Annotated in this window: 22 protein-coding genes; 4 read left to right on the top strand and 18 right to left on the bottom strand. The window is 65.6% G+C overall.

All coding sequences use genetic code 11. The features are described from left to right. Position 1 precedes the first annotated feature (1 nt). The 10 genes from J5M86_RS06510 to J5M86_RS06465 all read right to left on the bottom strand — a co-directional run bounded on the left by J5M86_RS06510 (position 2) and on the right by J5M86_RS06465 (position 13,295). Positions 2-841 carry a shikimate dehydrogenase gene (locus J5M86_RS06510; protein ID WP_188060875.1) on the bottom strand — a complete coding sequence of 280 codons (840 nt, stop codon included), beginning with the start codon at positions 839-841 and terminating at the stop codon, positions 2-4. Further along, positions 841-2,061: an endolytic transglycosylase MltG gene (gene mltG, locus J5M86_RS06505; RefSeq protein ID WP_188060876.1), complete on the bottom strand. Its 1,221-nt coding sequence runs from the start codon at positions 2,059-2,061 to the stop codon at positions 841-843. Before mltG ends, J5M86_RS06510 begins: the two co-directional genes overlap by 1 nt. Next, positions 2,058-2,564 (bottom strand): Holliday junction resolvase RuvX, encoded by a 507-nt coding sequence (ruvX, locus tag J5M86_RS06500; RefSeq protein ID WP_188060877.1) that lies wholly within the window; start codon positions 2,562-2,564, stop codon positions 2,058-2,060. Before ruvX ends, mltG begins: the two co-directional genes overlap by 4 nt. A 5-nt stretch (positions 2,565-2,569) precedes the next feature. After that, positions 2,570-5,278 carry an alanine--tRNA ligase gene (gene alaS / locus J5M86_RS06495; RefSeq protein WP_188060878.1) on the bottom strand — a complete coding sequence of 903 codons (2,709 nt, stop codon included), beginning with the start codon at positions 5,276-5,278 and terminating at the stop codon, positions 2,570-2,572. Positions 5,279-5,480: 202 nt separating this feature from the next. Continuing rightward, a complete protein-coding gene (locus tag J5M86_RS06490) occupies positions 5,481-6,647 on the bottom strand; it encodes an ABC transporter ATP-binding protein (protein ID WP_188060879.1) in 1,167 nt (388 codons plus the stop codon). 4 nt (positions 6,648-6,651) lie between these two features. Continuing rightward, on the bottom strand, positions 6,652-7,746 hold the full coding sequence (locus J5M86_RS06485; RefSeq protein WP_188060880.1) for an ABC transporter ATP-binding protein: 1,095 nt from the start codon (positions 7,744-7,746) through the stop codon (positions 6,652-6,654). A gap of 32 nt (positions 7,747-7,778) precedes the next feature. Then, on the bottom strand, positions 7,779-8,762 hold the full coding sequence (locus J5M86_RS06480) for an ABC transporter permease (protein WP_188060881.1): 984 nt from the start codon (positions 8,760-8,762) through the stop codon (positions 7,779-7,781). A gap of 95 nt (positions 8,763-8,857) precedes the next feature. After that, positions 8,858-10,621: an ABC transporter substrate-binding protein gene (locus J5M86_RS06475; protein ID WP_188060882.1), complete on the bottom strand. Its 1,764-nt coding sequence runs from the start codon at positions 10,619-10,621 to the stop codon at positions 8,858-8,860. A gap of 99 nt (positions 10,622-10,720) precedes the next feature. After that, positions 10,721-11,752 (bottom strand): ABC transporter permease, encoded by a 1,032-nt coding sequence (locus tag J5M86_RS06470; RefSeq protein WP_188060883.1) that lies wholly within the window; start codon positions 11,750-11,752, stop codon positions 10,721-10,723. Positions 11,753-11,933: 181 nt separating this feature from the next. Continuing rightward, positions 11,934-13,295: a replication-associated recombination protein A gene (locus tag J5M86_RS06465; RefSeq protein ID WP_244328515.1), complete on the bottom strand. Its 1,362-nt coding sequence runs from the start codon at positions 13,293-13,295 to the stop codon at positions 11,934-11,936. 19 nt (positions 13,296-13,314) lie between these two features. On the opposite strand from J5M86_RS06465, the gene J5M86_RS06460 reads away from it, so the two are divergent. Together J5M86_RS06460 and J5M86_RS06455 are read left to right on the top strand one after the other, a co-directional pair. Beyond that, complete coding sequence (locus J5M86_RS06460) at positions 13,315-14,094, top strand: GNAT family N-acetyltransferase (protein WP_188060884.1); 780 nt, start codon at positions 13,315-13,317, stop codon at positions 14,092-14,094. Positions 14,095-14,149: 55 nt separating this feature from the next. After that, entirely contained in the window at positions 14,150-14,959 is an 810-nt protein-coding gene (locus J5M86_RS06455) for a thioesterase family protein (RefSeq protein WP_188060885.1), read from the top strand. Positions 14,960-15,043: 84 nt separating this feature from the next. Here the strand turns inward: J5M86_RS06455 and J5M86_RS06450 are convergent, their stop codons facing one another. The 4 genes from J5M86_RS06450 to J5M86_RS06435 all read right to left on the bottom strand — a co-directional run bounded on the left by J5M86_RS06450 (position 15,044) and on the right by J5M86_RS06435 (position 19,181). Further along, positions 15,044-15,949 (bottom strand): phosphotransferase family protein, encoded by a 906-nt coding sequence (locus tag J5M86_RS06450; RefSeq protein WP_188060886.1) that lies wholly within the window; start codon positions 15,947-15,949, stop codon positions 15,044-15,046. Positions 15,950-16,025: 76 nt separating this feature from the next. Beyond that, positions 16,026-16,619, bottom strand: a complete 594-nt coding sequence (locus J5M86_RS06445) for an HAD-IA family hydrolase (RefSeq protein ID WP_188060887.1) — start codon at positions 16,617-16,619, stop codon at positions 16,026-16,028. A gap of 84 nt (positions 16,620-16,703) precedes the next feature. Then, positions 16,704-18,518, bottom strand: coding sequence for an aspartate--tRNA ligase (aspS, locus tag J5M86_RS06440; RefSeq protein ID WP_188060888.1), 1,815 nt, complete (start codon positions 18,516-18,518; stop codon positions 16,704-16,706). A gap of 273 nt (positions 18,519-18,791) precedes the next feature. Then, on the bottom strand, positions 18,792-19,181 hold the full coding sequence (locus J5M86_RS06435) for a YchJ family protein (RefSeq protein WP_244328514.1): 390 nt from the start codon (positions 19,179-19,181) through the stop codon (positions 18,792-18,794). 65 nt (positions 19,182-19,246) lie between these two features. On the opposite strand from J5M86_RS06435, the gene argG reads away from it, so the two are divergent. Both argG and J5M86_RS06425 read left to right on the top strand, forming a co-directional pair. After that, positions 19,247-20,665 (top strand): argininosuccinate synthase, encoded by a 1,419-nt coding sequence (argG, locus tag J5M86_RS06430; protein WP_188060889.1) that lies wholly within the window; start codon positions 19,247-19,249, stop codon positions 20,663-20,665. A gap of 106 nt (positions 20,666-20,771) precedes the next feature. Further along, positions 20,772-21,728, top strand: coding sequence for an aldo/keto reductase (locus J5M86_RS06425; protein ID WP_244328513.1), 957 nt, complete (start codon positions 20,772-20,774; stop codon positions 21,726-21,728). Positions 21,729-21,750: 22 nt separating this feature from the next. On the opposite strand, the gene J5M86_RS06420 is transcribed toward J5M86_RS06425, so the two are convergent. The 4 genes from J5M86_RS06420 to J5M86_RS06405 form a co-directional block, all read right to left on the bottom strand. Further along, positions 21,751-22,173, bottom strand: a complete 423-nt coding sequence (locus tag J5M86_RS06420) for a hypothetical protein (protein WP_188060890.1) — start codon at positions 22,171-22,173, stop codon at positions 21,751-21,753. A 277-nt stretch (positions 22,174-22,450) separates the two neighbouring features. Then, positions 22,451-23,554, bottom strand: a complete 1,104-nt coding sequence (locus J5M86_RS06415) for a pyridoxal phosphate-dependent aminotransferase (protein WP_188060891.1) — start codon at positions 23,552-23,554, stop codon at positions 22,451-22,453. Positions 23,555-23,610: 56 nt separating this feature from the next. Then, complete coding sequence (locus tag J5M86_RS06410) at positions 23,611-24,261, bottom strand: NUDIX domain-containing protein (protein ID WP_188060892.1); 651 nt, start codon at positions 24,259-24,261, stop codon at positions 23,611-23,613. Positions 24,262-24,267: 6 nt separating this feature from the next. Continuing rightward, on the bottom strand, positions 24,268-25,953 hold the full coding sequence (locus J5M86_RS06405) for a CTP synthase (RefSeq protein ID WP_188060893.1): 1,686 nt from the start codon (positions 25,951-25,953) through the stop codon (positions 24,268-24,270). Between the last annotated feature and the right edge of the window lie 10 nt (positions 25,954-25,963).

The raw sequence follows: 25,963 nt of genomic DNA, 5'->3' as shown, positions 1-25,963 counted from the left end.
GTCAGCCGCGAGCCAACGCAGCCCGTCCAGCAGCTTGGACGACACCGAGGTCGGGGGTCATCCCGGTCATGAGTTCCACCTGGCGCACTGCCTGGTGCACCAACATTTCCAGGCCGGAGACCACCTGCGCCCCGACGGCCGACGCCGCCTGGGCGAAGAGGGTCGGCCAACCGGCATAAACGGCATCCAGCCACACCGAGTCGTCCGGCGCCATCGGGCCACGCTCCAATACGTCGTTGCCGAACCCGTCGGCGGCACCCGCCGGAAGGGTGCTGATCACCAAGCGGATGTCGTGCAGATGACCCGCACACTCGGTCAACAAGATCGTCGTTGCGTCGATCCCGTGATCACGGGCTTGAGCCATCGTTGACTCCCGCGCTTCACGACGTACTCCGAAGACCACCCGGGTGACACCTATTTCGGCCACCGCGGCCAAGGCCGACCTGGCGGTCGCCCCCGATCCAAGGATCATCGCCGTCTCCATCCCGGCACCTGGTCCGACGCCGGCGTCCCCGAGCGCTGCGACCAAGCCGTGGACATCGGTGTTGTAGCCGGTCCAGCCGGTCTCGTCGGCCACCAAGGTGTTGACGGCGCCGGTCTGCAGGGCGAGCGGATCGCACTGGTCGGCCAGCACGAGTGCCTGCTCCTTCAGCGGCATCGTCAGCGACAGCCCCGCCCAGCTGTCGTCCAGCTCAGCCAGGAAACCGGCCAGGCCCGCCTCGTCCACCTCGAACCGGTCGTAGCTCCAGTCGCGCAGTCCGAGACTCACGTAGGCCGCGCGATGCAGCACCGGCGACAGCGAGTGCTGGATCGGTGACCCGAGCACCGCCGCGCGATGCATCAGCACTTACCCGGATTGGCCCGGCACCATGCCTGGAACTGGGCGACATAACGGTTGTGCTCCGCCAGCGACGTGGAGAACTTCGTCTCACCGGTGCTTTGGTTGACGGTCACGAAGTACAACCACGGACCAGGCGCCGGGTTGGCGGCGGCCTTCAGGGCCTCCATGCCCGGGTTGCTGATCGGCCCGGGCGGCAGTCCCTGGTTGCGGTAGGTGTTGTAGGGGCTGCTGCTGTTGCGCTCCTGGTCGGTCGTGGTGACCGTGCCGCGCTTCTGGGTGATGTAGTGGATCGAGGAGTCCATACCCAGCGGCATGCGGTCCTTCAAGCGGTTCTCGACCACCCGCGCGACCTTGGGTCCATCGGGCCCCAGACGCGATTCGGACTGGACGATGGAAGCCACGATCACCACGTGGCGCAGCTTGTCAGCCGATACGCCGAGAGTGTTCATCTGCTTCACGCCGTAGCTGACCATCGCCTTGAGCTGGTCGGCGGCGGACGTCTTGGGTGCGAATTCATAGGTCGAGGGGAAGAGGAATCCCTCGAGCTTGCCCTGCGCGGCCGGCGGCAGGCCCAGCGTGTTGGGGTCGACCTTCTTGTAGTCCTCCAGCGGCGTGCCGGTCTGCTTGGACAGGATCGCGAAGATCTCGTTCTGCCAGAGACCCTCACGGATCGTGACACCGGCGCTGACCCGCGAATCCGGGTCGAGCAGCAGGTTGAGTGCAGCCTGCGAACTCATCGTCCGCTTCAGTTCGTAGGTGCCAGGCTGGATCTTGGCGAAATCGGGGTTGCTGCCGGCAACCCGCGCGAAGGTGTTCGCCGACTTCACAACACCCGCCTTCTCCAGTGCCCGGCCGATGGCCGCACCCGAATCGCCAGGCTTGACCTGCACGTCCACAGTGCCCGAACCCTCGCCGGTGAAATCACCACCTTCGTCGGAACCCCCACCGAAACTGGGCAGCAGGCTGGAACCCAGCGTGCCGACCGCGAGACCGACCCCACCGAGCACGAGCACCGCAGCGAGCAACATCACCAGGCAACTGCGACGGTTGCGCTGCACCTGGCTGGGGCCGTCGCCGCCACCGGAATCCGCCGGACGCTGCTGGCGTGCCTGGGCACGCGTCTGGGCAGGCTTGGGTCGCTGCCCGGGCAGGCGGCGCACCGGCTCGCCCGGCTCTTCTCCCCCTCCGAAGATCGAATCGGAGAGACGGGAGTCATTCATGCAGAGTCCTCTTTCTTGCCACGACCACGGTGACGTGCTTTCCGAGCACCCACCAACACACCCGGCGGTGTGCCGGTCGTGCGCTCGGTGTCCAGCGCAACTTGCAAGATCATGGCAGCAGCCTGGCTGTCTATGACGCTTCTACTGCGCCGTGTCGAAATTCCGGCATCACGCATCACCCGATGAGCATCCACCGTCGTGAGTCGCTCGTCGACCATCCGGACGGAGAGTTCGGGGCGGCGGCGGCGGAGTGCGGTGGCCCAGGAGCGGGCTGCCTGGGCGGCCGGACCCTCGTCACCGGACAACGACCGAGGTAGTCCGACGATCACCTCGATTGCTGTTCGTTCATCGACGAGCGCGAGCACCTGCTCGATGTCGCGGTCCTTGGCGGCGTCGCGAGCGAAGGTCGTCTCCGGGGTGGCGAGCAGCCCGTCCGGGTCGCAGATCGAGATCCCGACCCGGACGGAGCCCACGTCCGCACCGATCCGGACGCCACGCCTCATGATGGTCAGCCGACCGTGCCGCGGACGCTGTCGGCAACGGCACTCAAGGCTGCGCCGACCTTGCTGGCATCCGAACCGCCACCTTGGGCGACGTCCGGCTTGCCGCCGCCACCGCCGCCGAGCACCGAGGCTGCCTGCTTCACCAGCGCGCCGGCCTGGACGCCGCGGTCACGAGCACCCTGGTTGGTGGCGACCACCACGACCGGACGGCCGCCGTTCACCCCGGTGACCGCAACCACCGAACCGGAGGCGTCGCCGAGCCGCTCCCGCAGCGAGAGCACCAGTGAACGCACCTGGTCGGCCGGCAGTTCACCGGCGTCGTGGGTGAGCACGCGGACGCCGTTGATGTCGACCGCATCGGCGACCAGACCGGCCGCGTTGGCTTGCGCCTGCTCCTGACGAAGGCGGGCGATCTGCCGTTCGGCGTCCTTGACACGGGCCAGCAGGTCTTCGACCTTCGAACGCAACTCGCCGGCGGGCGCGCCGACCAGACCGCTGAGTTCGGCCACCAGCGCACGCTCCTTGGCCAGGTAACGCAAGGCGTCCATTCCGACGAATGCCTCGACGCGGCGGACGCCGGAGCCGACGCTCGATTCACCGGTGAGGCTGAGCGCACCGATCTGCGAGGAGTGTGCGACGTGCGTGCCACCGCAGAGTTCGCGCGACCAGGGGCCACCGATCTCCACGACGCGCACCTGCTCGTCGTAGGTCTCGCCGAAGAGCGCCAGGGCTCCCCACTCACGAGCCTCGGGCAACGTCATGAACTGTGCTGCGACCGGAAGGTCTTGTCGCACAGCGAGATTGGCAACCTCTTCGATCTCGCTTCGGGTCTCGGGCGAGAGCGCGGAGTTCCAGGCGAAGTCGAGTCGCAGGTAGCCGGGCTTGTTGTACGAACCCGACTGCAGCGCCGATGGGCCGAGCACTTGGCGCAGCGCAGCGTGCACCACGTGCGTGCCGGAGTGGGCCTGGCAGGCGGAGGTGCGCCACTCGGAGTCGACCGTGGCCTCGACGGCATCACCGACGGTCAGCCCGTGCTCGGTTGCTTCGACGGTGTGCACGACCAACCCCTTGACGGGACGCTGCACATCACGCACGAGCACGTTGCCGTGCGGCCCCTGGATCACACCCGAGTCGGCCACCTGACCACCGGACTCGGCGTAGAAGGTCGTGCGATCGAGCACCACCTGACCGGTCTGGCCTGGCTGGAGTTCGGGCACCTGCTCGCCGTCGATGACGATGCCGAGCACCTTGGCGTCGGTCGACAGGCCCTGGTAGGCAAGCCAATCGGTGGCGCCCAGCTCGCGCAGCGATTTCCAGACCTCGGTGTGCGCGTGGCCCGCCTTCTTCGCCTTGGCGTCGGCCTTGGCGCGGTCGCGCTGCTCCTTCATCAGACGGCGGAAGCCGGTCTCGTCCACCTGGACGCCCTGCTCGGCCGCCATCTCCAAGGTGAGGTCGATCGGGAAGCCGTAGGTGTCATGCAACTGGAAGGCCTGCTCGCCGGCCAACTGCGCCGGACCGCCACCGGTCGACGCAGCGGTCTGCTTGGCCTTGGTGACCGCGGTGTCGAGGATGATCGTGCCCTGCCCGAGGGTGCGCCGGAAGGCGTCCTCCTCGCCGTACGCGATCTGGCTGATCCGGGCGAAGTCGGTCTCAAGCTCGGGATAGCTGGCCTTCATCCGCTCCATCGAGACCGGCAGCAGTTCTGGCAGCGCCTTGTCCTGGTACCCCAGCAGACGCATGGCCCGCACGGCGCGGCGCAGCATGCGGCGCAGCACGTACCCGCGGCCCTCGTTGCCGGGGGTGACGCCGTCGCCGATGAGCATGAGGCTGGAGCGGACGTGGTCTGCCACGACGCGCAGGTGCACATCGTCCGGGTGCGACTGACCGGCGGCCTGGCCCGACTTCTCGCCGTACTTCTTGCCGGTCATCTCGGCGGCCTTGGCCAGCACCGGGAAAACCTCGTCGATCTCGTAGAGGTTGTCCTTGCCTTGCAGCAGGGTGGCCATGCGCTCCAGGCCCATACCGGTGTCGATGTTCTTCGCCGGCAGCGAACCGGCGATGTCGAAGTCTGCCTTGCTACGCACCTGCGATAGGTCGTCCTGCATGAACACGAGGTTCCAGAACTCCATGTAGCGGTCTTCGTCGACCGCAGGTCCGCCGTCGGCGCCGTACTGCGCACCGCGGTCGTAGAACAACTCCGAGCACGGGCCACCCGGGCCGGGTACGCCCATGTGCCAGTAGTTGTCTTCCTTGCCGCGTCGCGTCATCCGCTCCAGCGGCACACCGATGTGCTCGTGCCAGAGCGCGAAGGCCTCGTCGTCGTCCTCGTAGACCGTCGGCCAGACGCGCTCCGGGTCAAGGCCGTAGCCGCCCTCGGCAATGGGGGTGGTCACCAAGCCCCAGGCGAGTTCGACGGCGCGTTGCTTGAAGTAGTCGCCGAAGCTGAAGTTGCCGTTCATCTGGAAGAACGTGCCGTGGCGGGAGGTCTTGCCGACCTCTTCGATGTCACCGGTGCGCACACACTTCTGGACGCTGGTCGCCCGCGGCCAGGGAGCGGCCTGCTGACCCAACATGTAGGGCTTCATCGGCACCATGCCGGCGTTGACGAAGAGCAGGTTGGGGTCGTCGTAGATCAGCGGAGCACTCGGCACGACGACGTGGTCGTTGTCTTCGAAGTACTTCAGCCAACGGCGCCGGATCTCGGCGGTTTCCATGAGGAGTCCTTTGGTTTCGGGTGATGGGCGAGGCGGGGCCGGGCCGGATCGGCCCTAGATAGCTCGCGCCGGCAGAGTGCGAGGCTCACTCGCCCGGACGGCATACGAATGCTCCGCGCCAATGGTCGGCGCGGAGCTGGTTCGTGGCGTGCAGGTCATCGTCCTAGACCTTATCGTCCGGGGCTGATGTACCTCTCGTCAGTTATGCGCTGACGTCCTCCACCTGTGCGGTGAGGTCGGTCTTCTTCTCCGGGAAGTGGCAGGCGATGCCGTGGCCGAGCGGACTGGCTCCGTCGCCCTTGATCAACGGCTCTTCGGTTTCGCAGATGTCCTGCTTCTTCCAGCAACGGGTGCGGAAACGACAACCACTCGGCGGGTCGATCGGGCTCGGCACGTCGCCGACCAGGCGGATGCGCTCACCGGGCTGCGCGCCGCGCACCACGTCCAGGTCGGGCGCGGCCGACAGCAGCGCCTGCGTGTACGGGTGCTCGGGCGCGCCGTAGATCTGCTCGCGGTCGCCGAGTTCCATCATCTTGCCGAGGTACATCACGCCGACACGGTCACAGAAGTGCCGCACCACGCCGAGGTCGTGGGCGATGAAGACGAAGGCGATGTTGAGCTCCCGGCGCAGCTTCGCCATCAGGTTCATCACCTGGGCCTGGATCGAGACGTCCAGAGCCGAGACCGGCTCGTCGGCCACGATCACCTTGGGCTCCACCGCGAGCGCACGGGCGATACCGATGCGCTGGCGCTGACCGCCGGAGAACTCGTTCGGGTAACGGTTGACGTGCTCGGGGTTGAGGCCCACCAACTCCAGGAGCTCCTGCACCCGCGCCTTGATCTGGTTCTTGGGCACCATGTTGTGCAGTTCCAGCGGCGTACCGATGATCGTCTGCACGGTGAAGCGGGGGTTCAGCGAACCGTAGGGGTCCTGGAAGATCAGCTGGATGTCGCGACGCAAAGGCCGCAACTGCTTCTCCTTCATGTGGGTGATGTCTTTGCCCTGGAACTCGATCGAACCGCTGGTGGGCTCGATGAGACGGGTGATCAGGCGTCCGGTGGTGGTCTTGCCACAACCTGATTCGCCCACCAGGCCGAGGGTCTCACCCGCGGCGAGGTCGAAGCTCACGCCGTCGACCGCCCGCACCTGCAGGGTGGTCGGGAAGACGCCGGTGTATTCCTTAATCGGGAAGTGCTTGACGAGGTCCTTGACCACCATCAACGGCTCACGCCCACTGGTTGCCTGACGCTCGTGAACCACCGACGGCGCCTGCCCGGCCCTGGCGAGGTTCACGTCGTCGTAGCGCTGGGCACCAGCGTCGGTGCTGTCAGCACGATCGGTGTTGTTGTTCTTGTTCAAATCAGCCATGGCGTCACATCCCCAGCTTCGGTGCGACCTCGGTCGCGAAGATCTCGGCGGGCTCGGTGAGGTGGCATCGGGTCAATCGTCCCGGCTCACCCGGCACCGGCTCGAACTCCGGCAGCACGGTGAAACACTTCTCCCCCGGCACCCGGGAGCTGAAATCACAGCGCGGGTTGAACGAGCAACCCTTCGGCAGGTTGAGCAGGCTGGGCGGGTTGCCACGCACCGGCCGCAGCGGCTCGTTCGGGTCGGAGGTCAGCGAGGGCACCGACCCCAGCAGGCCCCACGTGTAGGGATGGCGCGGCGTCGCGAGCACCTCGGCGGTGGTGCCGAACTCGACACCGCGTCCGCCGTACATCACCAGGACGTCGTCAGAGACTTCGGCGACGACTGCGAGGTCGTGGGTGATGAGGATGATGGCGGAGCCGAATTCCTTCTGCAGATCGTTGATGAGGTCGAGGATCTGCGCCTGCACGGTGACGTCCAGCGCTGTCGTCGGCTCATCGGCGATGAGCAACTTGGGGTCATTGATCAATCCGAGCGCGATCATCGCGCGCTGCCGCATACCGCCCGAGAACTCGTGCGGGTACTGCTTGGCCCGGCGCTGCGGGTTGGGGATACCCACCCGGTCGAGCATTTCGACGGCGCGCTTGGCAGCCACCTGCTTGCTCACCTTGTGGTGGGCCAGGTACGCCTCGGCGAGCTGGGCACCCACCTTCTTAAAAGGGTGGAAGCTGGACTGCGGGTCCTGGAAGATCATCGCCGCCGTCTGACTGCGCAGCTTGCGGAAGGTAGCCGGCGATGCTCCGACCAACTCCTGTCCATCCAGCAGAATCGAGCCGGAGATCCGGGTGCGGCGCATGTCGTGCAGGCCCATGACGGCCATGCTCGAGACACTCTTACCTGATCCCGACTCACCCACGATGGCCAGAGTGCGTCCGGCCTCGACGGTGTAGCTCACCCCGTTGACGGCGTTGACCAAGCCATCGGCGGTCGGGAACTGCACCGCGAGGTCGGTCACTTCCAGCACGGTCTGGCCACTGCGCGCGCGCTCTCCACGACTCCGCGTCGCGGCCCCGGCCGTGCTGCCGGTGGACGAATTCATGCTGGTGTCCTTCGGGGTCGGGTTCGGGATACTCACGACAGCTTCACGCGGGGGTCCACGACTCCGTACATCAGGTCGACCAGGATGTTGGCGATCACGATGAGCACGGCACCGATGATGACCGTTCCGGAGATCGTCGGGAGGTCGCCGGTGCTGACCGAGTCCAGCGCCAACTTGCCCATTCCGGGGAGGTTGAAGATTCGTTCAGTGAAGACAGCGCCGGTCAACTCAGCGGCGACACCCATGCCGAGCAAGGTCAGGAATGGAGCGATCGCGGCACGCAGTGCGTGCTTAACGGTCACGTCGAACTCCGAAATTCCCTTGGAACGAGCAGTACGCACGTAGTCCTGGTTCTGCGTGTCGATCATCGCGGCACGGATGTAGCGGATGTACCCGGCAGAGACATAGGCGCCGTAGAAGAGCCATACGCCGAGCAGACCGGTGAACCACGCCCATGGGTTCTGGGTGAGCGGCGTCCAAGCGCTCTCCGGGATGAGGCCGTAGAACTTCATGGCGTACAGGTAGAAGACCAGCGCGAGGATGTAGTACGGGATGGAGGTGACGAACTGCGAGGAACCGACGATCGATTTGTCGAGCCATCTTCCGCGATAGCGCGCGGTCAGCACCCCGAGACTGATGCCCAAGAATGAGTAGACGATCATGCCGCCGCCGACAATCGAGGCAGTGACGGGGAAGGCCTCGACCACTCGATCGGTGACCGACCGATTCTGCACGTAGGACCAACCCAGACAGGGCGCGTCACAGTCCTGCGCACCGTCCTTTTCGCTGGTGCCGACCACGATGCCCTTGACGTACCGCTGGAATTGCTCGGTCTTCGGCTTGTTGAGGCCCAAGTTGGTCTCGATCTGCTCAACGCGCTCCGGGGTGCAGTTACGACCACACAACGCTCCCGCAGGATCGTTCGGTCCCAGATAGAACAAGACGAACGTCGCGATGATCGCGGCGATGATCACGCTGAGTCCCAGTAGAACTCGCCGCAGAAGGTAGATCAGCACAGGCCTTGGCTCCTCGGTTCTTGGCTTACCACGATGCAGGCTCCGGTGGGGGGCACAGGCGAGTGCCTGCGCCCCCCACCGTCGATCACTTCAGGTCAGCCGACCCAGATCGAAGTGAGGTCCGGCATGCCGGCGTTGGGGTCGATCTGGACGTTGTGCACCTTCGTACCGAAGATGACCGCACCCTTGTCGTTCGACACTGGGAGTGCCGGCAGGTGCTGCTCGAGGATCTTCTTGTCGAAGGCGGTCCACTTGGCACCCTGCTGGTCGATCGGCAGCGCGGAGATGGCGGCCATCTCCTTGTCGAGCGCCGGGTCCTTCAGGTTGCCGACGCCACCGTTGATCTTGTTGGTGCTCTTGAACAGCGGCGGGTAGATGGAGTCACCAGCCGGCCAGTCGTAGCACCAGCCGTTGACGCCCTGCATCAGGTTGACCTTGTGCTCGGGCTCGCGGCGCTTCTTGCGCAGCTCGGTGCCCGAGACACCGATCGACTTGACCTTGAAGCCTGCCTTCTCCAGCAGCGGCTTACGCACGGCCTCGACCTTCTTGGCGGTGTCGTCGTCACTGCGGTAGTAGTACGACAGTTCGAAGCCCGACTTACCGGCGGCCGACAGCATCTGCTTCGCCTTCTCCGGGTCGCCGTTGCCCTGGCCGGTGAGGTTGGGGAGGCTGAACTTCTCGAAGCCCGGCACCTGCGGAGCCGAGATGGTCGAGGCCGGGGTGTAGTCGAACTTCGTCGCGCCACCGGCGATGCGGATCTGGTTGTAGGGCCACGCGGTAGCGATGGCCTTACGCACCTCCAGCGGAACCTTCACGCTGTCCATTGTGATGTAGGTCACACACGGCGACGGGCCGGTCGCGACCTGCTTGGCCTTCGAACCCATCGCGTCGCTGAGGATCGAGGCGTCGACACCGTCGTACGACAGCGTCGTCTGGTCGGTGCCGTTGTCGGCCATGATCGACTTCGCCGTTGTCGGGATGTCACGGCCGAAGTTGAACTCGTAGGTGTCGACGTTCTGGTGACGGGCCGGGTCGGAGGCGGCGTCCCAGTTCGTGTTCTTCTCCAGGACCAGCTTCGATCCCTTGGCGTAGCTCTTGATCTTGTAGGGACCGGTCGCGACCCACTTCAGCTGGTAGTTGGTCTTGGTGTCCTTGGCCTTGGGAATGGCACCGAACATCGTGAACGCAGCGAAGTACGGGAAGGTCTGCATCCGCTTGGTCAGGTTGAACTCAAGCGTGCCGGCGGCGTCGTCGGCCTTGACACCCTCGAAGTTGTCACCCGACTTCCACGGACCCTTGTACTTGTCACCGCCCTTGAGGTATTCCATCTGGAATTCCGGGCCGCCGGGCATTTCCTCGGTGGCGAAGGAACGCTTCACCGAGTAGGCGATGTCGGAAGCCTTGATCTCCGAGCCGTCTTCGTACTTCAGGCCCTTCTTCAGGGTGAACTTCCAGGTCAGACCGTCCTTGGACTGCTCACCGAGGTTGGTGGCCATGTCGGGCACGAGCACCGACTTGCCGTCCTTGGTGAGGTACTGGGTCAACGTGCGCGTCGTGAGACGCAGGATGGCCGCGGTGTCCTGGTAGTACTGCGTCGAGGGGTCGGTGTTCTCCGGGATGGAGTTGACGTTGAGGGTCAGCGTGCCGCCCTTCTTCGCACCGGAAATCTCCGCTGCAGGACCCTTGGCGTCCGGCTGGAAAGCAGCGCTCGCGGGTACCTTCTCGAACTGGTCGCCCAGTGCGGAGTTGGACGCGTTGCTTCCGCTGCTGCCCGACGTCTTCGAGTCGCCACCGCCGCCACACGCAGCCAGTGAGAGTGAACCTGCCGCCGCGAGGGCGACCACCTTGGTCCAGCGCATTGTTTCTCCTTATTGCTCCCTGCGGCCTGTTGGCCGACAGTGGTTTGGGGAGTGGTGACCGGGTTGGTTCACCACTTTCAGTTATTGGATTGTGAGGTCTTATCGGCGGGTCTGCGGGTTGAAAGCATCCGAGACGGCATCGCCGAGCAGGCTCAGCGCGAGCACCAGCAACGCGATGCTCATCGCCGGCACCCACATCCAGATCGGGTAGGTGTCGAAGGCCTTCGAACCGGACGAAATGGTCTGGCCCCACGACACGATCGGGTCTTGCAAGCCGATTCCGAGCAGCGACATACCCGCCTCGATCGAGATGAACGCCGGGATCAGCACGGTGAGGTTGACGATGATCGGGCCGAGAAGATTCGGCAGCATCTCGCGGAAGACGATGCGGCGCGGGCCTGCTCCGAGCGCCCTTGCCGCCTGGACGAATTCGCGTTCGCGCAGCGACAGCACCTCACCTCGGATGAGGCGGGCCAGCGAAGGCCAGCCGAACAGCACCAGGATGAAGATGACGGCGATGAACTGAATGGTCGACTGCTTCCCGGGCTCGACATAACCAGCCGTGTCGGGGTTGCCGAAGCGAGCCACAGCGATGGGGACGATGGCGAAGGCCATGAGCAGGAAGGGCAGCGACAGCAGGAAGTCGATGAACCACGAGATCACGCGGTCGACCCAGCCGCCGAGGAAGCCGGAGAGCAAGCCCATCGTCACACCGATGATCACGGTGACCGCCGCGGCGAAGATGCCGACGATGAGCGAGGGCCGCGCACCGTGCACCCAGCGATAGAAGAGGTCACGTCCGGTGCCCGGTTCGATGCCCAAGGGGTGCGCCGACGACGCGGTGAAGTCGGGGTAGGTGGTCTCAGGGTTCAGCAGTTCCTGGTGGTTCTCGTTGTCGACACCAACGATGTTGGTGATGAGGTCCTGGAACATCGCCATGAGGATGAACAACAGGATGACCACGATGCAAGCAATGGCGATCTTGTCGCGCCGCAGGCGCTCCAACGCGATGCGCAGCGGCGACTTACCCTCCCGCACCTTTTGCTTGCCTGGTTCTTCCGGCTTATCGGCATAAGCCTCCGCGGCCGCGACGCCTTCGGCGTCCGCGATCTGCTGCGGGTTGACGCTCATCGAACCTCCGTGGACGGACACGACCAGTTGTCGAGATCTGTTGTGTACCAGCGTGCTCCGGTCCCCCGACCTGGAAACCTGCAGGCTTCGCAGGCTCACGCCTAGAGAAACATGCCACACCTATGACTGCTTCAAAAGGCCCTGGCCGCAGGGTCACACAATCGTTACCAAGTGTCCGGGGTCACATTTGCCGACCGCGAATCGTGCTTCGGAGGCTGTCCCAACGCGCCCCGAGGGTCGCCTCCCAACCACGATCGGAGGCATGATAATAGTCCGCAGAGTCGACCAGCGCGTCCGGCAGAAACTGTTGGTGCCCAACGGCATTCGGCTCATCATGGGAGTAGCGGTAGCCCTTGCCGTGCCCGAGTTCCCCGGCTCCCGAGTAGCTCGAACCTCGCAAGTGTGCTGGCACAGCGCCCAGCTTGCCCGCCCTCACGTCGGCGATCGCCGCGTTGATTGCGGCGTAGGTGGCATTCGACTTCGGAGCCAGGCAGTTGTGTACCACGGCTTGCGCCAGTACAAGTCGCGCTTCGGGCATACCGATCTGGGCAACGGCGTGCATCGCCGCCACCGCCGTTTGCAGCGCGGTCGGATCGGCCATCCCGATCTCCTCCGATGCGGAGATCACCACGCGCCGGGCGATGAAGCGTGGGTCTTCACCGGCTTCGAGCATGCGGGCCAGGTAGTGCAGAGCGGCGTCCACATCACTACCGCGCATCGACTTGATGAAAGCTGACGCGACGTCGTAGTGCTGGTCGCCGGTCTTGTCGTAACGCACCGCTGCGGTCGCGATCGCCTGCTCGACATCAGGCAGCGTGATCGGTGTCGGTTTCGTGGACGGGTCGCGGTCGAGGGCCACGCCGGCGGAGGCTTCCAGAGCCGTCAGCGATCGACGCGCGTCGCCGCCGGCCATCCGCACCAAGTGGTCGAGGGCGTCCTCAGCCAGGGTGAAGTCACCCGCGAGCCCGCGCTGGTCAGCCACGGCATCGGTTACCAGATCTTGGACGTCCGCGTCGGTCAGCGAGGTCAGGGTCACCAACACCGAGCGCGACAGCAACGGAGCGATGATGGAGAACGACGGATTCTCGGTGGTGGCCGCGACGAGGATGATGGTGCGGTTCTCGACTCCGGGCAGTAGTGCATCCTGCTGCGCCTTGCTGAACCGGTGGATTTCGTCGAGGAAGAGCAGGGTGTCGCGTCCGTAGAGCGACTTCTCCCGCACCGCCTGGTCGAGCACGAGGCGCACGTCCTTGACGCCGGCGTTGATTGCCGACAGCTCCACGAACTTGCGCCCGGTCGCGCCGGCCACGAGGTGGGCGAGGGTGGTCTTGCCGGTGCCGGGCGGCCCCCACAGGATGGCCGACACCGGGCCGGCCGCTCCCCCGGCTCCTTCGATGAGCCGGCGCAGCGGACTGCCGACCCGCAGCACGTCACGCTGCCCGCGCACCTCGTCCAGCGACCGCGGCCGCATCCGCACCGCCAGCGGAGGCAAGGTGTCGGCAGACGCGAGATCGGCGGAGGCGGCGAAGAGATCATCTGACACGAATGTCACGCTATCCGGCGTGGCCGACGAACTGCGATACCTGCATGGACAGGACGAACTCCTGCGAGCCAGCGGCGATGACCCGTATGTGCGCTGGGAGTGTGACCCTCGGCTGGTCGACCAGGCGTGGGCGCTCGGCTCCGCGGTCGCCTTCCTGCGTCGTGGGCACATGCGACGCGGAATCCACTTGAACGTCTCCGGCCCTGCCGAGCAGGTCGAGCCGCTGCTCGACGCCGTCATCGCCTCCGGCCTGCCTGACGAGGTCTCGGGTGTCTCGATCGACCAGCACCTGTTGCCGCTTGCGCAGGAGCGTTTTTCCCTCGGCGTTGGTGGTGACTGGGACTGGATGTGGACCACCCAAGCTCCGCCGCTCCTGCCCGGGCTTGAGTCCGTATTTGCGTCCGTCGAGCTACTCGATGACGCCGCCGATGCTTCAGAACTCCTGGCCCTCAACGCAGTTGGCAATCCTCGGGCCGAATCCCAACCCGGCGAAGGCATCAGCGAGCTCTGGCTCGGCATCCGTCGCGAGGGACGTATCGTCGCCGCTGGCGCGCTGCACCGCACCGGGGCCGGCGCACCACACTTGACCGGCATCGTCACCCACCCGGAGGTGCGCGGTCAGAAGCTGGGCGTGGCCGTCACCGCAGCGCTGACCAATGCCGCCCTGAAGTCGGACGGCGTGAGCACGCTCGGCATGTACTCGGACAACGACATCGCTCGGGGCATCTACCACCGCTTGGGCTATCGCACGGCTCATGCGTGGGCATCGCGCCGATTCGCTTCTGCGACAAGCGGTTAGCGTTTAATCCGGTACTGCGGCTACCGGATTCACCGTGCAGTGGTGAGATGTGCCCATGAGTGAGTTCGACGACGCCATCAGCCTTCGCCGGGACGGCGAGGGTCGCTACCTCGGCACCTTGACCGACGCATGGGGAATCGGTGAGGCGGTCAACGGCGGCCTGCTGATGGCTCTGTCGACGCAGGCCGTCATCGACGTCGTGCCCGCCCATCACCCGCACCCGCTCACCTGGAGCGGGGTGTTCCTCTCCCCCGGCGGGCCCGGAGAGATCACGGCCGAGCCGACCGTGCTGCGCACCGGACGTTCGATGTCGACCGCGCAGGTGATCGTGCGCCAAGGCGAGATGGAACGATTTCGCGCCCTGCTCACCATGGGCGACGTGTCGGGACACTCTGAGCCGGTGCGCAAGCAGACGCCGAGGCCGCGCATCACGCCGGTAGACCAGTGCGTTTCGTCCGGCGATGCACCACCGTCGGCCCTCACCAAATCCGAACTGCTGCAACGCTTCGACATGCGGCTCGACCCCGAGACCGCGGGCTGGGCCCTCGGGCAGCCCAGCGGCAACGGCGAGATGCGCGGCTGGATCCGCTTCGCCGACGGCCGCGAACCCGACGCACTCTCGCTGCTCGCTTTCCTTGACGCCTTCCCGCCGGTCGCCTTCGACCTCGGCTCAGTCGGCTGGGTGCCCACGATCGAATTCACCGGCTACGTGCGCGCCGTCCCAGCACCAGGCTGGCTTGCGATTCGCATTCGCACCTCGACCGTGACGGGCAATCTGCTCGAGGAGGATGCCGAGCTCTGGGACTCCACCGGCCGTCTCGTGGCCCAGTCACGGCAGCTGGCCTCGGCCCGCTTCGCCGATTGAGCAGCACTGCAACTCCGCCCACGGTGGGGTCGACGCGTAGAGCGAGGATTTAGGCGTCATCGGGCCATCGGGTCCGACGCGATTTCAGACGTCGAACACGGCCCGAAGTTTGGTGAGAGCGGCTTCGACAGTGTCGGGACGATTGGCTGCGCGCCACGCAACGCCCTCCACACCTGACCTGGCGGCCCACCACCGGGCTCGGCTGGTCAGATCGCCGAACCGATGGGCACCCAATTGATCGACCACGTCCATCGCGATCGTCGGCCCGAGGTCAAGCATGAGCAGTGCAAGGTCGCGGGCCGGATCACCGATGACAGCATCGCTCCAATCGATGACTCCGCTCGCGGTGCCGTCGGCGTCGACGAAGATGTGGTCTTCACCAAGATCGTTGTGCGAGAAGACTTCCCACGTATCGTCGCCGAGCACCGGTGAACCCAAGAACGACTCGATGCGCCGCCGATCCTCAACTGCCAGCGGGCATCTCATCTGCTGGTACGCAATGGTCGTTTGGGCCAACCATTGCGCTGCTGAGACAGGCGGCATGGGCACATGCCCACGCAGCTCGTCTGGCGATGCTGACCATAGTGACGTCAGGAACCCGGCCATTTGCGCGGTGAATGAGCCACGATCGAGCGACGCAAGACGTGCACCGTCCCAGTGAGGTTCGTCTGTCCGCAGAACGTGCGAAAGCGCACGTCCTGCCACATGGGTGAGTAACAGCGCCCCTTGCGCGACATCGATTGCGAGCACTTCTGAGGTCGGCAAAGTCGAGAATCGATTGGCAAGGGTCAGAATCTCGCCATCCCGGGCGGCCACGTGCTGCCGTTCGCTGAGGTCGCTGTGTTTCGAGATGCGCAGCACCATGTCGTCGCCGACGAGATAGGCCACGTTGTCGAAGCCTTCGCCCAACTCGCGCAGACTGGCGTCAGCCAGGTCGGGCGCCAGCTGTGTGAGAAGCGCGCGGGGCTCGATATCGCGGCGAGGCAGCATCCGGTCAGCGTTCCACGAGGCTCGTTGTAGGTCGACCGAAATACGCGCAAGAATCGCGTTGGCTTGCCAGCGTGGTTCAGAGGTCGATGTGCTCGGCGACCTCGCCCCGCAGCTCGGCCGCGCCGGACGCCGGATCGTGATGCACGACAACGATGCCCATGCTCTGCGCCGTTTCGATGTTCCGGAGGTTGTCGTCGATGAAGAGTGCTTCCTGCGGTTCAAGCTGCAGGTCGTCCAGGATCGCCATGAAGTATTCGAGTGACGGCTTCATGTGGCCGACTTCGCTGGAGTAGTAGACGCCGTCGACTCGGTCGTCGTAGCGGTGATCGCCGCGCATCAACGTGACGCGGTAGTCCTGCTGGTTGGTGGCCAGCACGCAGATCACGCCGGCCGCACGAGCCTCGTCGACGACCTGCCATGCGGCTTCGTCCGGCTCGAAGAGTGACCACAACCGGAGCACGTCGTCCACGCTGCCGGCCTGTGGGTGATCGATGAGCACGCGCTCGACCACCGCCCGCAACGACTCCTCGCCGCGAAGCGCCGTGACTTCGGCGGCGAACAGATCAGCGGTGAACCGGTCTCCCCCGAGCGCCGACAACTGCTTGTCCCAGTCGTGCGCAGGGTGCTGCAACACGCCGTCGCAGTCCCACAGGATCGCCTTGATGGTCACACTTCTCCAATCAGAGAAAACACGAAACCGCTTGCCCACAAGGGGAACTCGTGGGCAAGCGGCTTCAACTCAGTGCTGTTCAGCTCAACTCTGCTTCGGGTTGACCTCTTCGGCCCCCTGTGCCGGTGCTTTGCTCTGCGGCTTGGCGTCGACCCCGGCCTCCTTGCGCTGCTCCGGCGTGATGGGCGCCGGGGCTGCGGTCAGCGGGTCGTAGCCGCCACCGGACTTCGGGAAGGCAATGACTTCGCGGATCGAGTCGGTGCCGGCGAGCAGCGCGGTGATGCGGTCCCAGCCGAAGGCGATTCCTCCGTGCGGGGGCGCACCGAACTGGAAGGCGTCCAGCAGGAAGCCGAACTTCTCCTGCGCTTCCTCCTGCGACAGGCCCATGATCGCGAAGACGCGCTCCTGGATGTCCTTGCGGTGGATACGGATCGAGCCGCCGCCGATCTCGTTACCGTTGCAGACCATGTCGTAGGCGTACGCGAGCGCCTCACCAGGGTTGGCGTCGAAGGTGTCGAGGTATTCCTTCTTGGGCATGGTGAAGGCGTGGTGCACGGCGGTCCACTTGCCCGAGCCAACGGCGACGTCACCGGAGGCGACGGCGTCCGCAGCGGGCTCGAACAACGGCGCGTCGAGCACCCACAGGAACGACCAGGCCGACTTGTCGATCAGGCCGCAGCGCTTGCCGATCTCCAGTCGGGCGGCACCCAGCAGCGCGCGCGAGCTCTTGACGTCGCCGGCGGCGAAGAAGATGCAGTCGCCCGGCTTCGCACCGACGTGTGCCGGCAGGGCAGCCTTCTCGGCGTCCGAGAGGTTCTTGGCGACCGGACCGGTGAGCTCGCCGTCCTCCTGCAGGAGCACATAGGCCAGACCCTTGGCGCCACGCTGCTTGGCCCAGTCCTGCCACGCGTCCAGCTGACGGCGCGGCTGCGAGGCTCCACCGGGCATGACGACGGCACCGACGTACGGAGCCTGGAAGACGCGGAAGGTGGTGTCCTTGAACAGCTCGGTGCATTCGACCAGCTCGTTGCCGAAGCGCAGGTCGGGCTTGTCGGAGCCGTACTTCGCCATGGCGTCGGCGTAGGTCATGCGCGGGAACGGCGTGGGCAGTTCGACGCCGATGACCTGCCAGAGCGCCTTGGCGATCGCTTCACCGAGTTCGAGCACGTCGTCCTGCTCCACGAAGCTCATCTCGATGTCGAGCTGGGTGAACTCCGGCTGACGGTCGGCACGGAAGTCTTCGTCGCGGTAGCAGCGCGCGATCTGGTAATAGCGCTCCATGCCGGCGACCATGAGCAGCTGTTTGAACAGCTGCGGGCTCTGCGGCAGGGCGTACCAGCTGCCGGGTGCGAGGCGAGCAGGCACCAGGAAGTCGCGAGCACCTTCCGGGGTCGAGCGGGTGAGCGTCGGGGTTTCGATCTCGACGAAATCACGCTCGGCGAGCACCGACCGCGCCGCGGCGTTCACCTTGCTGCGCAAGCGAATTGCGTTGCCCTGAGCCGGACGACGCAGGTCGAGGTAGCGGTACTTCAGGCGTGCTTCCTCGCCGACGTTGATGCGTTCGTCGATCTGGAAGGGCAGCGCGGCCGACTCGCTGAGCACCTCGATCTCTTCGGCGACGACGTCGATCTCGCCGGTGGGCAGGTCGGGGTTGACGTCCTTGGCGTCCCGAGGCTGGACGGTGCCGACGACCTTGATGCAGTACTCGTTGCGCAGGTCGTGAGCGCTGCCGGTGAGCACCTCGTCGCGGGCCACGACCTGGACCACACCGCTGGCGTCGCGCAGGTCGATGAAGGCCACACCACCGTGGTCGCGGCGTCGCCCCACCCATCCGGTGAGGGTGACGTTCTGTCCGGTCTCCGCCGCGCGCAGCGTGCCGGCCTGATGAGTACGAAGCATGTTCGTTCCTTTCGGGTCGGGTCCTCACCCGTGAAGGAACTGCGGGAATCCGCGGTTCCTGGTGAGGAACAGCGGCCCGGGAGGTGTGGGCGGGGGCCAGATCGCGGTGCCACCACACCTTCGCCGGACAGATCGCCCGGCCTCTCGTCGGTACGCCGGACGCGCGTCTCGCAGCTGACCTCAGCGATCTCGGCTGGGATCTGGCGGGGCGTCACGCCGCCACCACGAACGGTGCCAATGCTAGGGCAGGTTGCACCGCAGGCGCGAACTCATTCAGCCTGCGTGCGCCCGTTCGTCCTCCACATAGAACCAGCGGCCCGCCCGCCGCGCGAAAGTGCTGCGTTCGTGCACGAAACCGCCCTTGTAGGTGGCCGTGAACTCGACCACGCCGTGATCGTCACCTGCTCCCCCACCGACGGTGTCGTGGACGGTCAAGCCAGTCCATTCGGTCGCTGGATCCACCGTGACCAGCTCCGGACGCGTCTTGGGATGCCATGTGCGCCATAGGTGTTCGCGATTGCCGTAGAAATAAGCCGTGTAGCGCGACCGCATCAACTCCTCCGCTGTGGAGGCGAGACGATCGGTCGACAACAGCGGGCCGCAGCAAGCGTCGTACGGAAGCAGCGAGTCGCAAGGACACATCGGGCAGTGGAGATCGGACACCCTTGCAGTATCCGTGATCGGGACGTGGCGGCGAGCACATCGGGCGACCTCCTACGATGGCGGACGTGTCAAAGGTCTTGAACTCCCTGCCTGTCGGTGAACGTGTCGGTATCGCTTTTTCCGGCGGCCTGGACACCTCGTGTGCGGTCGCGTGGATGCGTGCCGGTGGCGCCGTGCCCTGCACCTACACCGCTGACCTCGGTCAGTACGACGAGCCCGATATCGAGTCAGTGCCCGGTCGTGCGTCCCAGTACGGCGCCGAGCTGGCTCGCCTGGTCGACTGCAAGCAACTGCTGGTCGAAGAAGGTCTCGCGGCGATCGCCACGGGCGCCTTCCACATCCGTTCGGCCGGTCGCACCTACTTCAACACCACGCCGCTGGGTCGTGCCGTGACCGGCACCTTGCTCGTGCGCGCCATGCAGGAGGACGGCGTCTCCGTCTGGGGCGACGGTTCGACCTACAAGGGCAACGACATCGAGCGCTTCTACCGCTACGGCCTCCTGGCCAACCCAGCGCTGCGCATCTACAAGCCGTGGCTGGACGCCGTCTTCGTCACCGAACTCGGTGGACGCAAGGAGATGTCGGAGTGGCTGATCGCGCACAACTTCCCCTATCGCGACAGCACCGAGAAGGCGTACTCGACCGACGCCAACATTCTGGGCGCCACCCACGAAGCCAAGACTCTTGAGCACCTCGACACCTCGATGGAGATCGTCGAGCCGATCATGGGCGTGGCGTTCTGGGACGAGTCGGTGCAGATCGACACCGAGGACGTCACGATCCGCTACGAGCAGGGTCGCCCCGTCGCGATCAACGGCCGCCGCATCGACGACGTCGTCGAGCTCATGCACGAGGCCAACACCATCGGCGGACGTCACGGCCTGGGCATGAGTGACCAGATCGAGAACCGCATCATCGAAGCCAAGTCGCGCGGCATCTACGAAGCGCCGGGCATGGCACTGCTCTGGATCGCCTACGAGCGCCTCGTCAACGCCATCCACAACGAAGACACCGTGGCCGCGTTCCACAACGACGGGCGTCGCCTGGGCCGACTGCTCTACGAAGGTCGTTGGTTCGACCCGCAGTCGCTCATGCTCCGTGAGGGTTTGTTGCGTTGGGTCGCCTCGGCCGTCACCGGTGAGGTCACGTTGCGGCTGCGTCGCGGCGAGGACTACTCGATCGTCGACACCAAGGGTGAGAACTTCAGTTACCACCCCGACAAGCTGTCGATGGAGCGCACCGAGGACGCCGCTTTTGGTCCGACCGACCGCATCGGGCAGCTCACGATGCGCAACCTCGACATCGCAGACACCCGCGCCAAGCTGGAGTTGTACGCCAGCCAGGGATCGCTGCCGACACGCGAGAAGGACCTCGTCGGCGAACTCGAACCGGGCGGCGCGCAGCAGATCGCCGCGAACCCGAGCGTCGACTCCAGCGACGACGAGTCGCTCGACCGCGCAGCGTTCGACCTCGGCACCGACTGACGCCCACGCTGGTTGAGCCCCGCTCCTGAGGCACGAAGGAGCAGGGGTCGAAACCCGCCGAGACGAACAACACCGGCCAACCACGATCACCTCGGAAGGTCCGTCTATGCCTGATCACATGCCCTCCCCCAGCGATCTCGTCCTCGGCACGATGTACTTCGGCACCAAGACCGACGAGGCCACGTCGTTCGCGCTGCTCGACCGATTCGTCGCACTCGGTGGCCGCACCATCGACACCGCCAATTGCTATGCCTTCTGGGCAAATCCGAGCGGAGCAGGCGGCCAGAGCGAAGAAATCATCGGACGCTGGCTCGCGGCAAACCCGGGCCTGCGAGACGAACTTGTCATTGCGACCAAAGTGGGCCAGGAGCCGACCGTAGCCGGCCAGTTCGACGTCGTCGAAGGACTGTCTGCAGCGGTGATTGAGCGCGAGCTGTCACGCAGCCTGGAGCGGCTTCAGGTCGACACAGTCGACCTCTACTGGGCGCACGGCGAAGACCGGAATGTCGAGTTGAGCGATACCGTCGAAGCCTTTGGCGCCGCCGTCGCGGATGGTCGGGTGAAGCGGCTGGGTATCTCGAACCACCCGACGTGGCGAGTGGAGCGGGCACGGGCGATTGCTGAGGCAAAGAATCATGAGCCGTTCACCGCACTTCAACTGACGACGTCCTACCTGCGTCCGCGCCACGACGTCGCCGTACCGGGTAAGGACCACCGGTTCGGCTTTGTCACTGACGAGACGATCGACTACGTGACCGAGTACCCCGAACTCGAACTGTGGGCCTACTCGCCGCTCGTCCAGGGCAGCTACGACCGGGACGATCGCCCGTTCCCGGACGCCTACGACCACCCGGGCAGCACTGCTCGGCTTGCGGCCCTGACCGAAGTGGCAGATGAACTGGGCGCCACCCGAGGGCAGGTGGTGTTGTCGTGGTTGATGCACAGCCGACCGAGCATCCGGCCGATCGCCGGTGTCTCCTCGGTGACCCAACTCGACGAAGCAATGGCTGCTGCACGTCTTGACCTGAGCGGCTTCGTGGATCGGTTGGACGCGGCCCGCTGATCGCTCTCGGCCACCCGCCGGTTCAGCTTGCGAGGTCGGCGTCGAAGCCGCAGTTCTCGTACGCGGTGACCTCATCCTCCGTGGCGAGGTAGCACCCGCGGAGCCGGTCGCCGAAGGTCTCGGCGATCCACTGCTGCCAGCGTAGGTCTGCAGCGCTCAACAGCGCCGGGCCCATGCGTCCGCGGGCGAAGAGCACCGTGCCACCGACACGGTCCATCAGATCGCTGAGCTGGTCGAGGAAGATCCACGGCGGCTCGCCGGCGTCGTGCGGCACGTCGCCGATCACGATCGGTTGACGGATGCGATCGAACTCGTCGAGCACGAGCAAAATGATCGATCCGCGGACGCGGTCCTCGAAGCTGACGAAGAGATCGAACACATCGCACAGATTCGACTCGGTGATCGGAGTCTTGCTCCAGCTGTCGGGAAGGTCATGGAAGCTCATGCGCACCAGAGTGCAGCGAGCCCCGAGTCTGCGGACGATCTCCACAGCTGAATTTGCACTACCCACAGATCGTTGCTGGCGCTGCGGAAACCACCCGCTGTGCGGTATATGAGGTGTTCCATGTGTGCATGACTCCAGCGGCAGACAGCATCTACTTCGCCGACGAGACCGCCAGTGGACGATTGATCATGTGGGCCGGTTCACCGGCGGAGACAACTTCCTGGGCGCCAATGGCTGGGAGCCGATCATTGACCAGCTGGCTGCGCGTTGGCGCTCATCACACGACCGTAGCCAAACGGTCGAACGCCTCGTTCAACTGTTCCGTCGAGCCGCAGAACGACAGCCGCATGAAGCGGTTGCCGTCGACCGGGTCGAAGTCGATTCCGGGAGCGAGCGCCACACCCGTGCGGTCGAGCACGTCGAGGCACCATTGCTGCGAATCGTCGGTCAGGTGACTGATGTCGCAGTAGGCGTAGAAGGCGCCGTCTGGCGGGGCGAACGAGGTGACGCCGAGTTCGGGCAGACGCTGCAGCACGACCTCGCGGTTGCGGGCGTACCGCTCGACGTGCCCGACCAACTCGCTCTCGGATTCGGGAGTGAAGGCCGCGACGGCACCGGCTTGGGAGACGGCGGGCGCGCAGATCGACAAGTTGCCCTGCAGCAGTTCGACGGGCCTCGTCAGGTGTGCTGGCAACAGGTTCCAGCCGAGACGCCAACCGGTCATCGAGTGGAACTTGCTCACCGAACCCATGACGACCGCGTTGCGCGAGGTGGCCCAGGCGGTCGACATCGGGCGTCCGTAACCGATGCCGTGGTAGATCTCGTCCGAGAGCAGCAGGACGTCGTTCGCCTCGCACCACGCCGCGATGGCAGCGAGTTCGTCAGCACCGATGATCGTGCCGGTGGGATTGGCCGGGCTGGCGATGATGAGCCCGTCGATACGTTCGGGCAGCGCCTCCAACTGCTCCACGGACGGCTGGAAGCGCGTCTCCGGGCCACACACCACCTCGACCGGCTCGCATCCCAGCGCACGCACGGTGTTGCGGTACGCGGGATATCCCGGGCGGGTCATCGCTATGCGAGCACCGGCCTCGAAGGCCGCAAGCAGGACGGTGCTGAACCCGCCCGAACTGCCGTTGCTGACCACGATCTCGTCGGGGTCGACCGACAAGTGGTAATGACGGGCGTAGTGGTCACTGATGGCCGTGCGCAGTTGACGGGTGCCACGCGCCTCGGTGTAGCCGAGTGTGTGGGTGTCGAGCACCCGCTCGACCTCTCGACGCACCGGGTCGGGCGCCGGAGTCGACGGCTGACCAACGCACAACATGATGGCGTCGCCATGGGTCTGCTGCCGCCTGGTCGCCGCCGCGACGAGCTCCATCACATGGAACGGAGGTACCTGGCCACGCCTCGAAACCCGTTGCACTGCATCACCTTTCAGCGGTACGCCGGATGCTCCGGCCACGGAGCATCTGCCGGACGCAGCCCGGCGAAACCATTGTCACGCGCGCGGAGCGCCGCCAAGATAGCGGCGATCGCCACCGCGTTGTGCATACGTCCCTCGAGCGCAGCCGTCGCGGCTGTATCGAGCGAGATCCAGCCGACGGGCATCTCGTGCTCTTCTCCGGCGGCGACGAATCCCTCTGCAGTGAAAGGGAAGACGTCCCGCGCGAGGAAAACTCGCAGGTTCTCCGAGATGCCACCAGGTGAGGTGAACAGGTCGACCAACACGGCCCACTCACGAGCGCCGAGCTGAGCTTCTTCGGCCAGTTCACGCGCGGCCGCAGCGTGGGGGTCCTCCCCCGGCACGTCGAGCAGCCCGGCCGGAATCTCCCAGTCGTAGGTGCCGACCGGATGGCGGTACTGCTGGATGAGCACGACCTCTTCAGCACCGGGCTCACCACGCAGCGCGACCACCGCGACCGCTCCGGTGTGCTGCACGTAGTCGCGGCTGACGACACCACCTGCACCCAGGTCGACCTCGTCGGTGACGACGTCCCACACGTACCCCTTGAAGGCCGTGTGGCGCGCCCGAACCGGAGCCGGTGAATGCCGGTCTGCAAAGTCGTCCGGAAGCTGCTGGGTCATAGACTTCTACTGTGCCGCAACGTCTTCGGTCGACCGCGGACGCTCCACCTCGACCAGCCGCGATGCCCGCTGGGCATCGATCGCAGCACCGATCAGTCCGGCGAACAACGGGTGGGCGCGGTTGGGCCGCGACTTGAACTCCGGGTGCGCCTGGGTGGAGACGTAGTACGGGTGGACGTCCGTGGGCAATTCGACGAACTCCACCAGACCCCACTCAGGGTGCGTGCCGCTGAACACGAGTCCGGCCTCGGACAGTTGCGACAGGTAGTCGTTGTTGACCTCGTAACGGTGCCGGTGACGCTCGGTGACCATTTCGGCACCGTAGGTCTGCGCGACGACCGATCCGGGGACCAGCTTGGCCTCTTGCGCACCAAGGCGCATGGTGCCGCCAAGGTCTCCGGCGCCTTCGACGAAGCTCTTCTGCTCCTCCATCGTGGCGATGACCGGCGCTTTGGTGTCGGGGTCGAACTCCGTCGACGAAGCAGCATCGATACCGGCGACATTGCGCGCGTACTCGATGACCATGCACTGCAAGCCGAGGCAGATGCCCAGCGTCGGCACACCGTGCTCACGGGCCCACTTCAGGGCGCCCAGTTTGCCTTCGATGCCGCGAATGCCGAACCCACCCGGCACCAGCACCGCGTCGACGCCGCCGAGGGCCCTGTGCGCACCGGCGTCGGTGGCGCAGTCGTCGCTGGCCACCCAGCGGATCTTCACGCGTGCATCGTGATGGAAGCCGCCGGCACGCAGCGCCTCGGTCACCGACAGGTAGGCATCGGGCAGGTCGATGTACTTACCGACCAGCGCGACCTGCACCTCGTGCTCGGGGTTGTGCACCCGCTGCAGCAGACCGTCCCAGGAGGTCCAGTTGACGTCTCGGAAGGGCAGCCCGAGGCGGCGGATCACGTAGGCGTCCAGACCTTCGCCGTGGATGACCTTGGGAATGTCGTAGATGCTCGGCGCATCGACGGCGGCGGCAACAGCCTCCATGTCGACATCGCACATGAGCGCGATCTTCTTCTTGATTGAGTCCGGGATCTCCCGATCGGCCCGCAGCACAAGGGAATCGGGCTGGATGCCGACCTGGCGCAGAGCGGCCACGCTGTGCTGGGTGGGCTTGGTCTTCAGCTCACCACTGGGCGCGAGATAGGGCACCAGTGAGACGTGCAGGAAGAAGACGTTGTCGCGGCCGAGATCCTGGCGCACCTGCCGAGCAGCTTCGAGGAAGGGCAGCGATTCGATGTCGCCGACGGTGCCACCGATCTCGGTGATGATGAGGTCGACGTCAGGGCCGGCCTGGGCCCGCATCTGTTCCTTGATCTCGTTGGTGACGTGCGGGATGACCTGCACGGTGTCGCCGAGGTATTCACCGCGGCGCTCCTTGGCGATCACCCGGCTGTAGACGCCGCCGGTGGTGACATTCGCGCTACCGGCGAGATTGACGTCGAGGAAGCGCTCGTAGTGACCGATGTCGAGGTCGGTCTCGGCGCCGTCATCGGTGACGAACACCTCGCCGTGCTGGAACGGATTCATCGTGCCGGGATCGACATTGATGTACGGGTCGAGCTTCTGCATCGTCACCCGGAGGCCGCGAGCCCCCAACAGATGCCCGAGGCTCGAGGCCGTCAGGCCCTTGCCGAGAGAGGAGGCGACGCCTCCGGTCACAAAGATGTGCTTCGTCTGGTCCGCCACGGGCTGTCAG

Source organism: Yimella sp. cx-51, assembly GCF_017654605.1.
Classification (GTDB): Bacteria; Actinomycetota; Actinomycetes; order Actinomycetales; family Dermatophilaceae; genus Yimella.
This window is presented reverse-complemented; position numbering and strand designations above follow the sequence as displayed.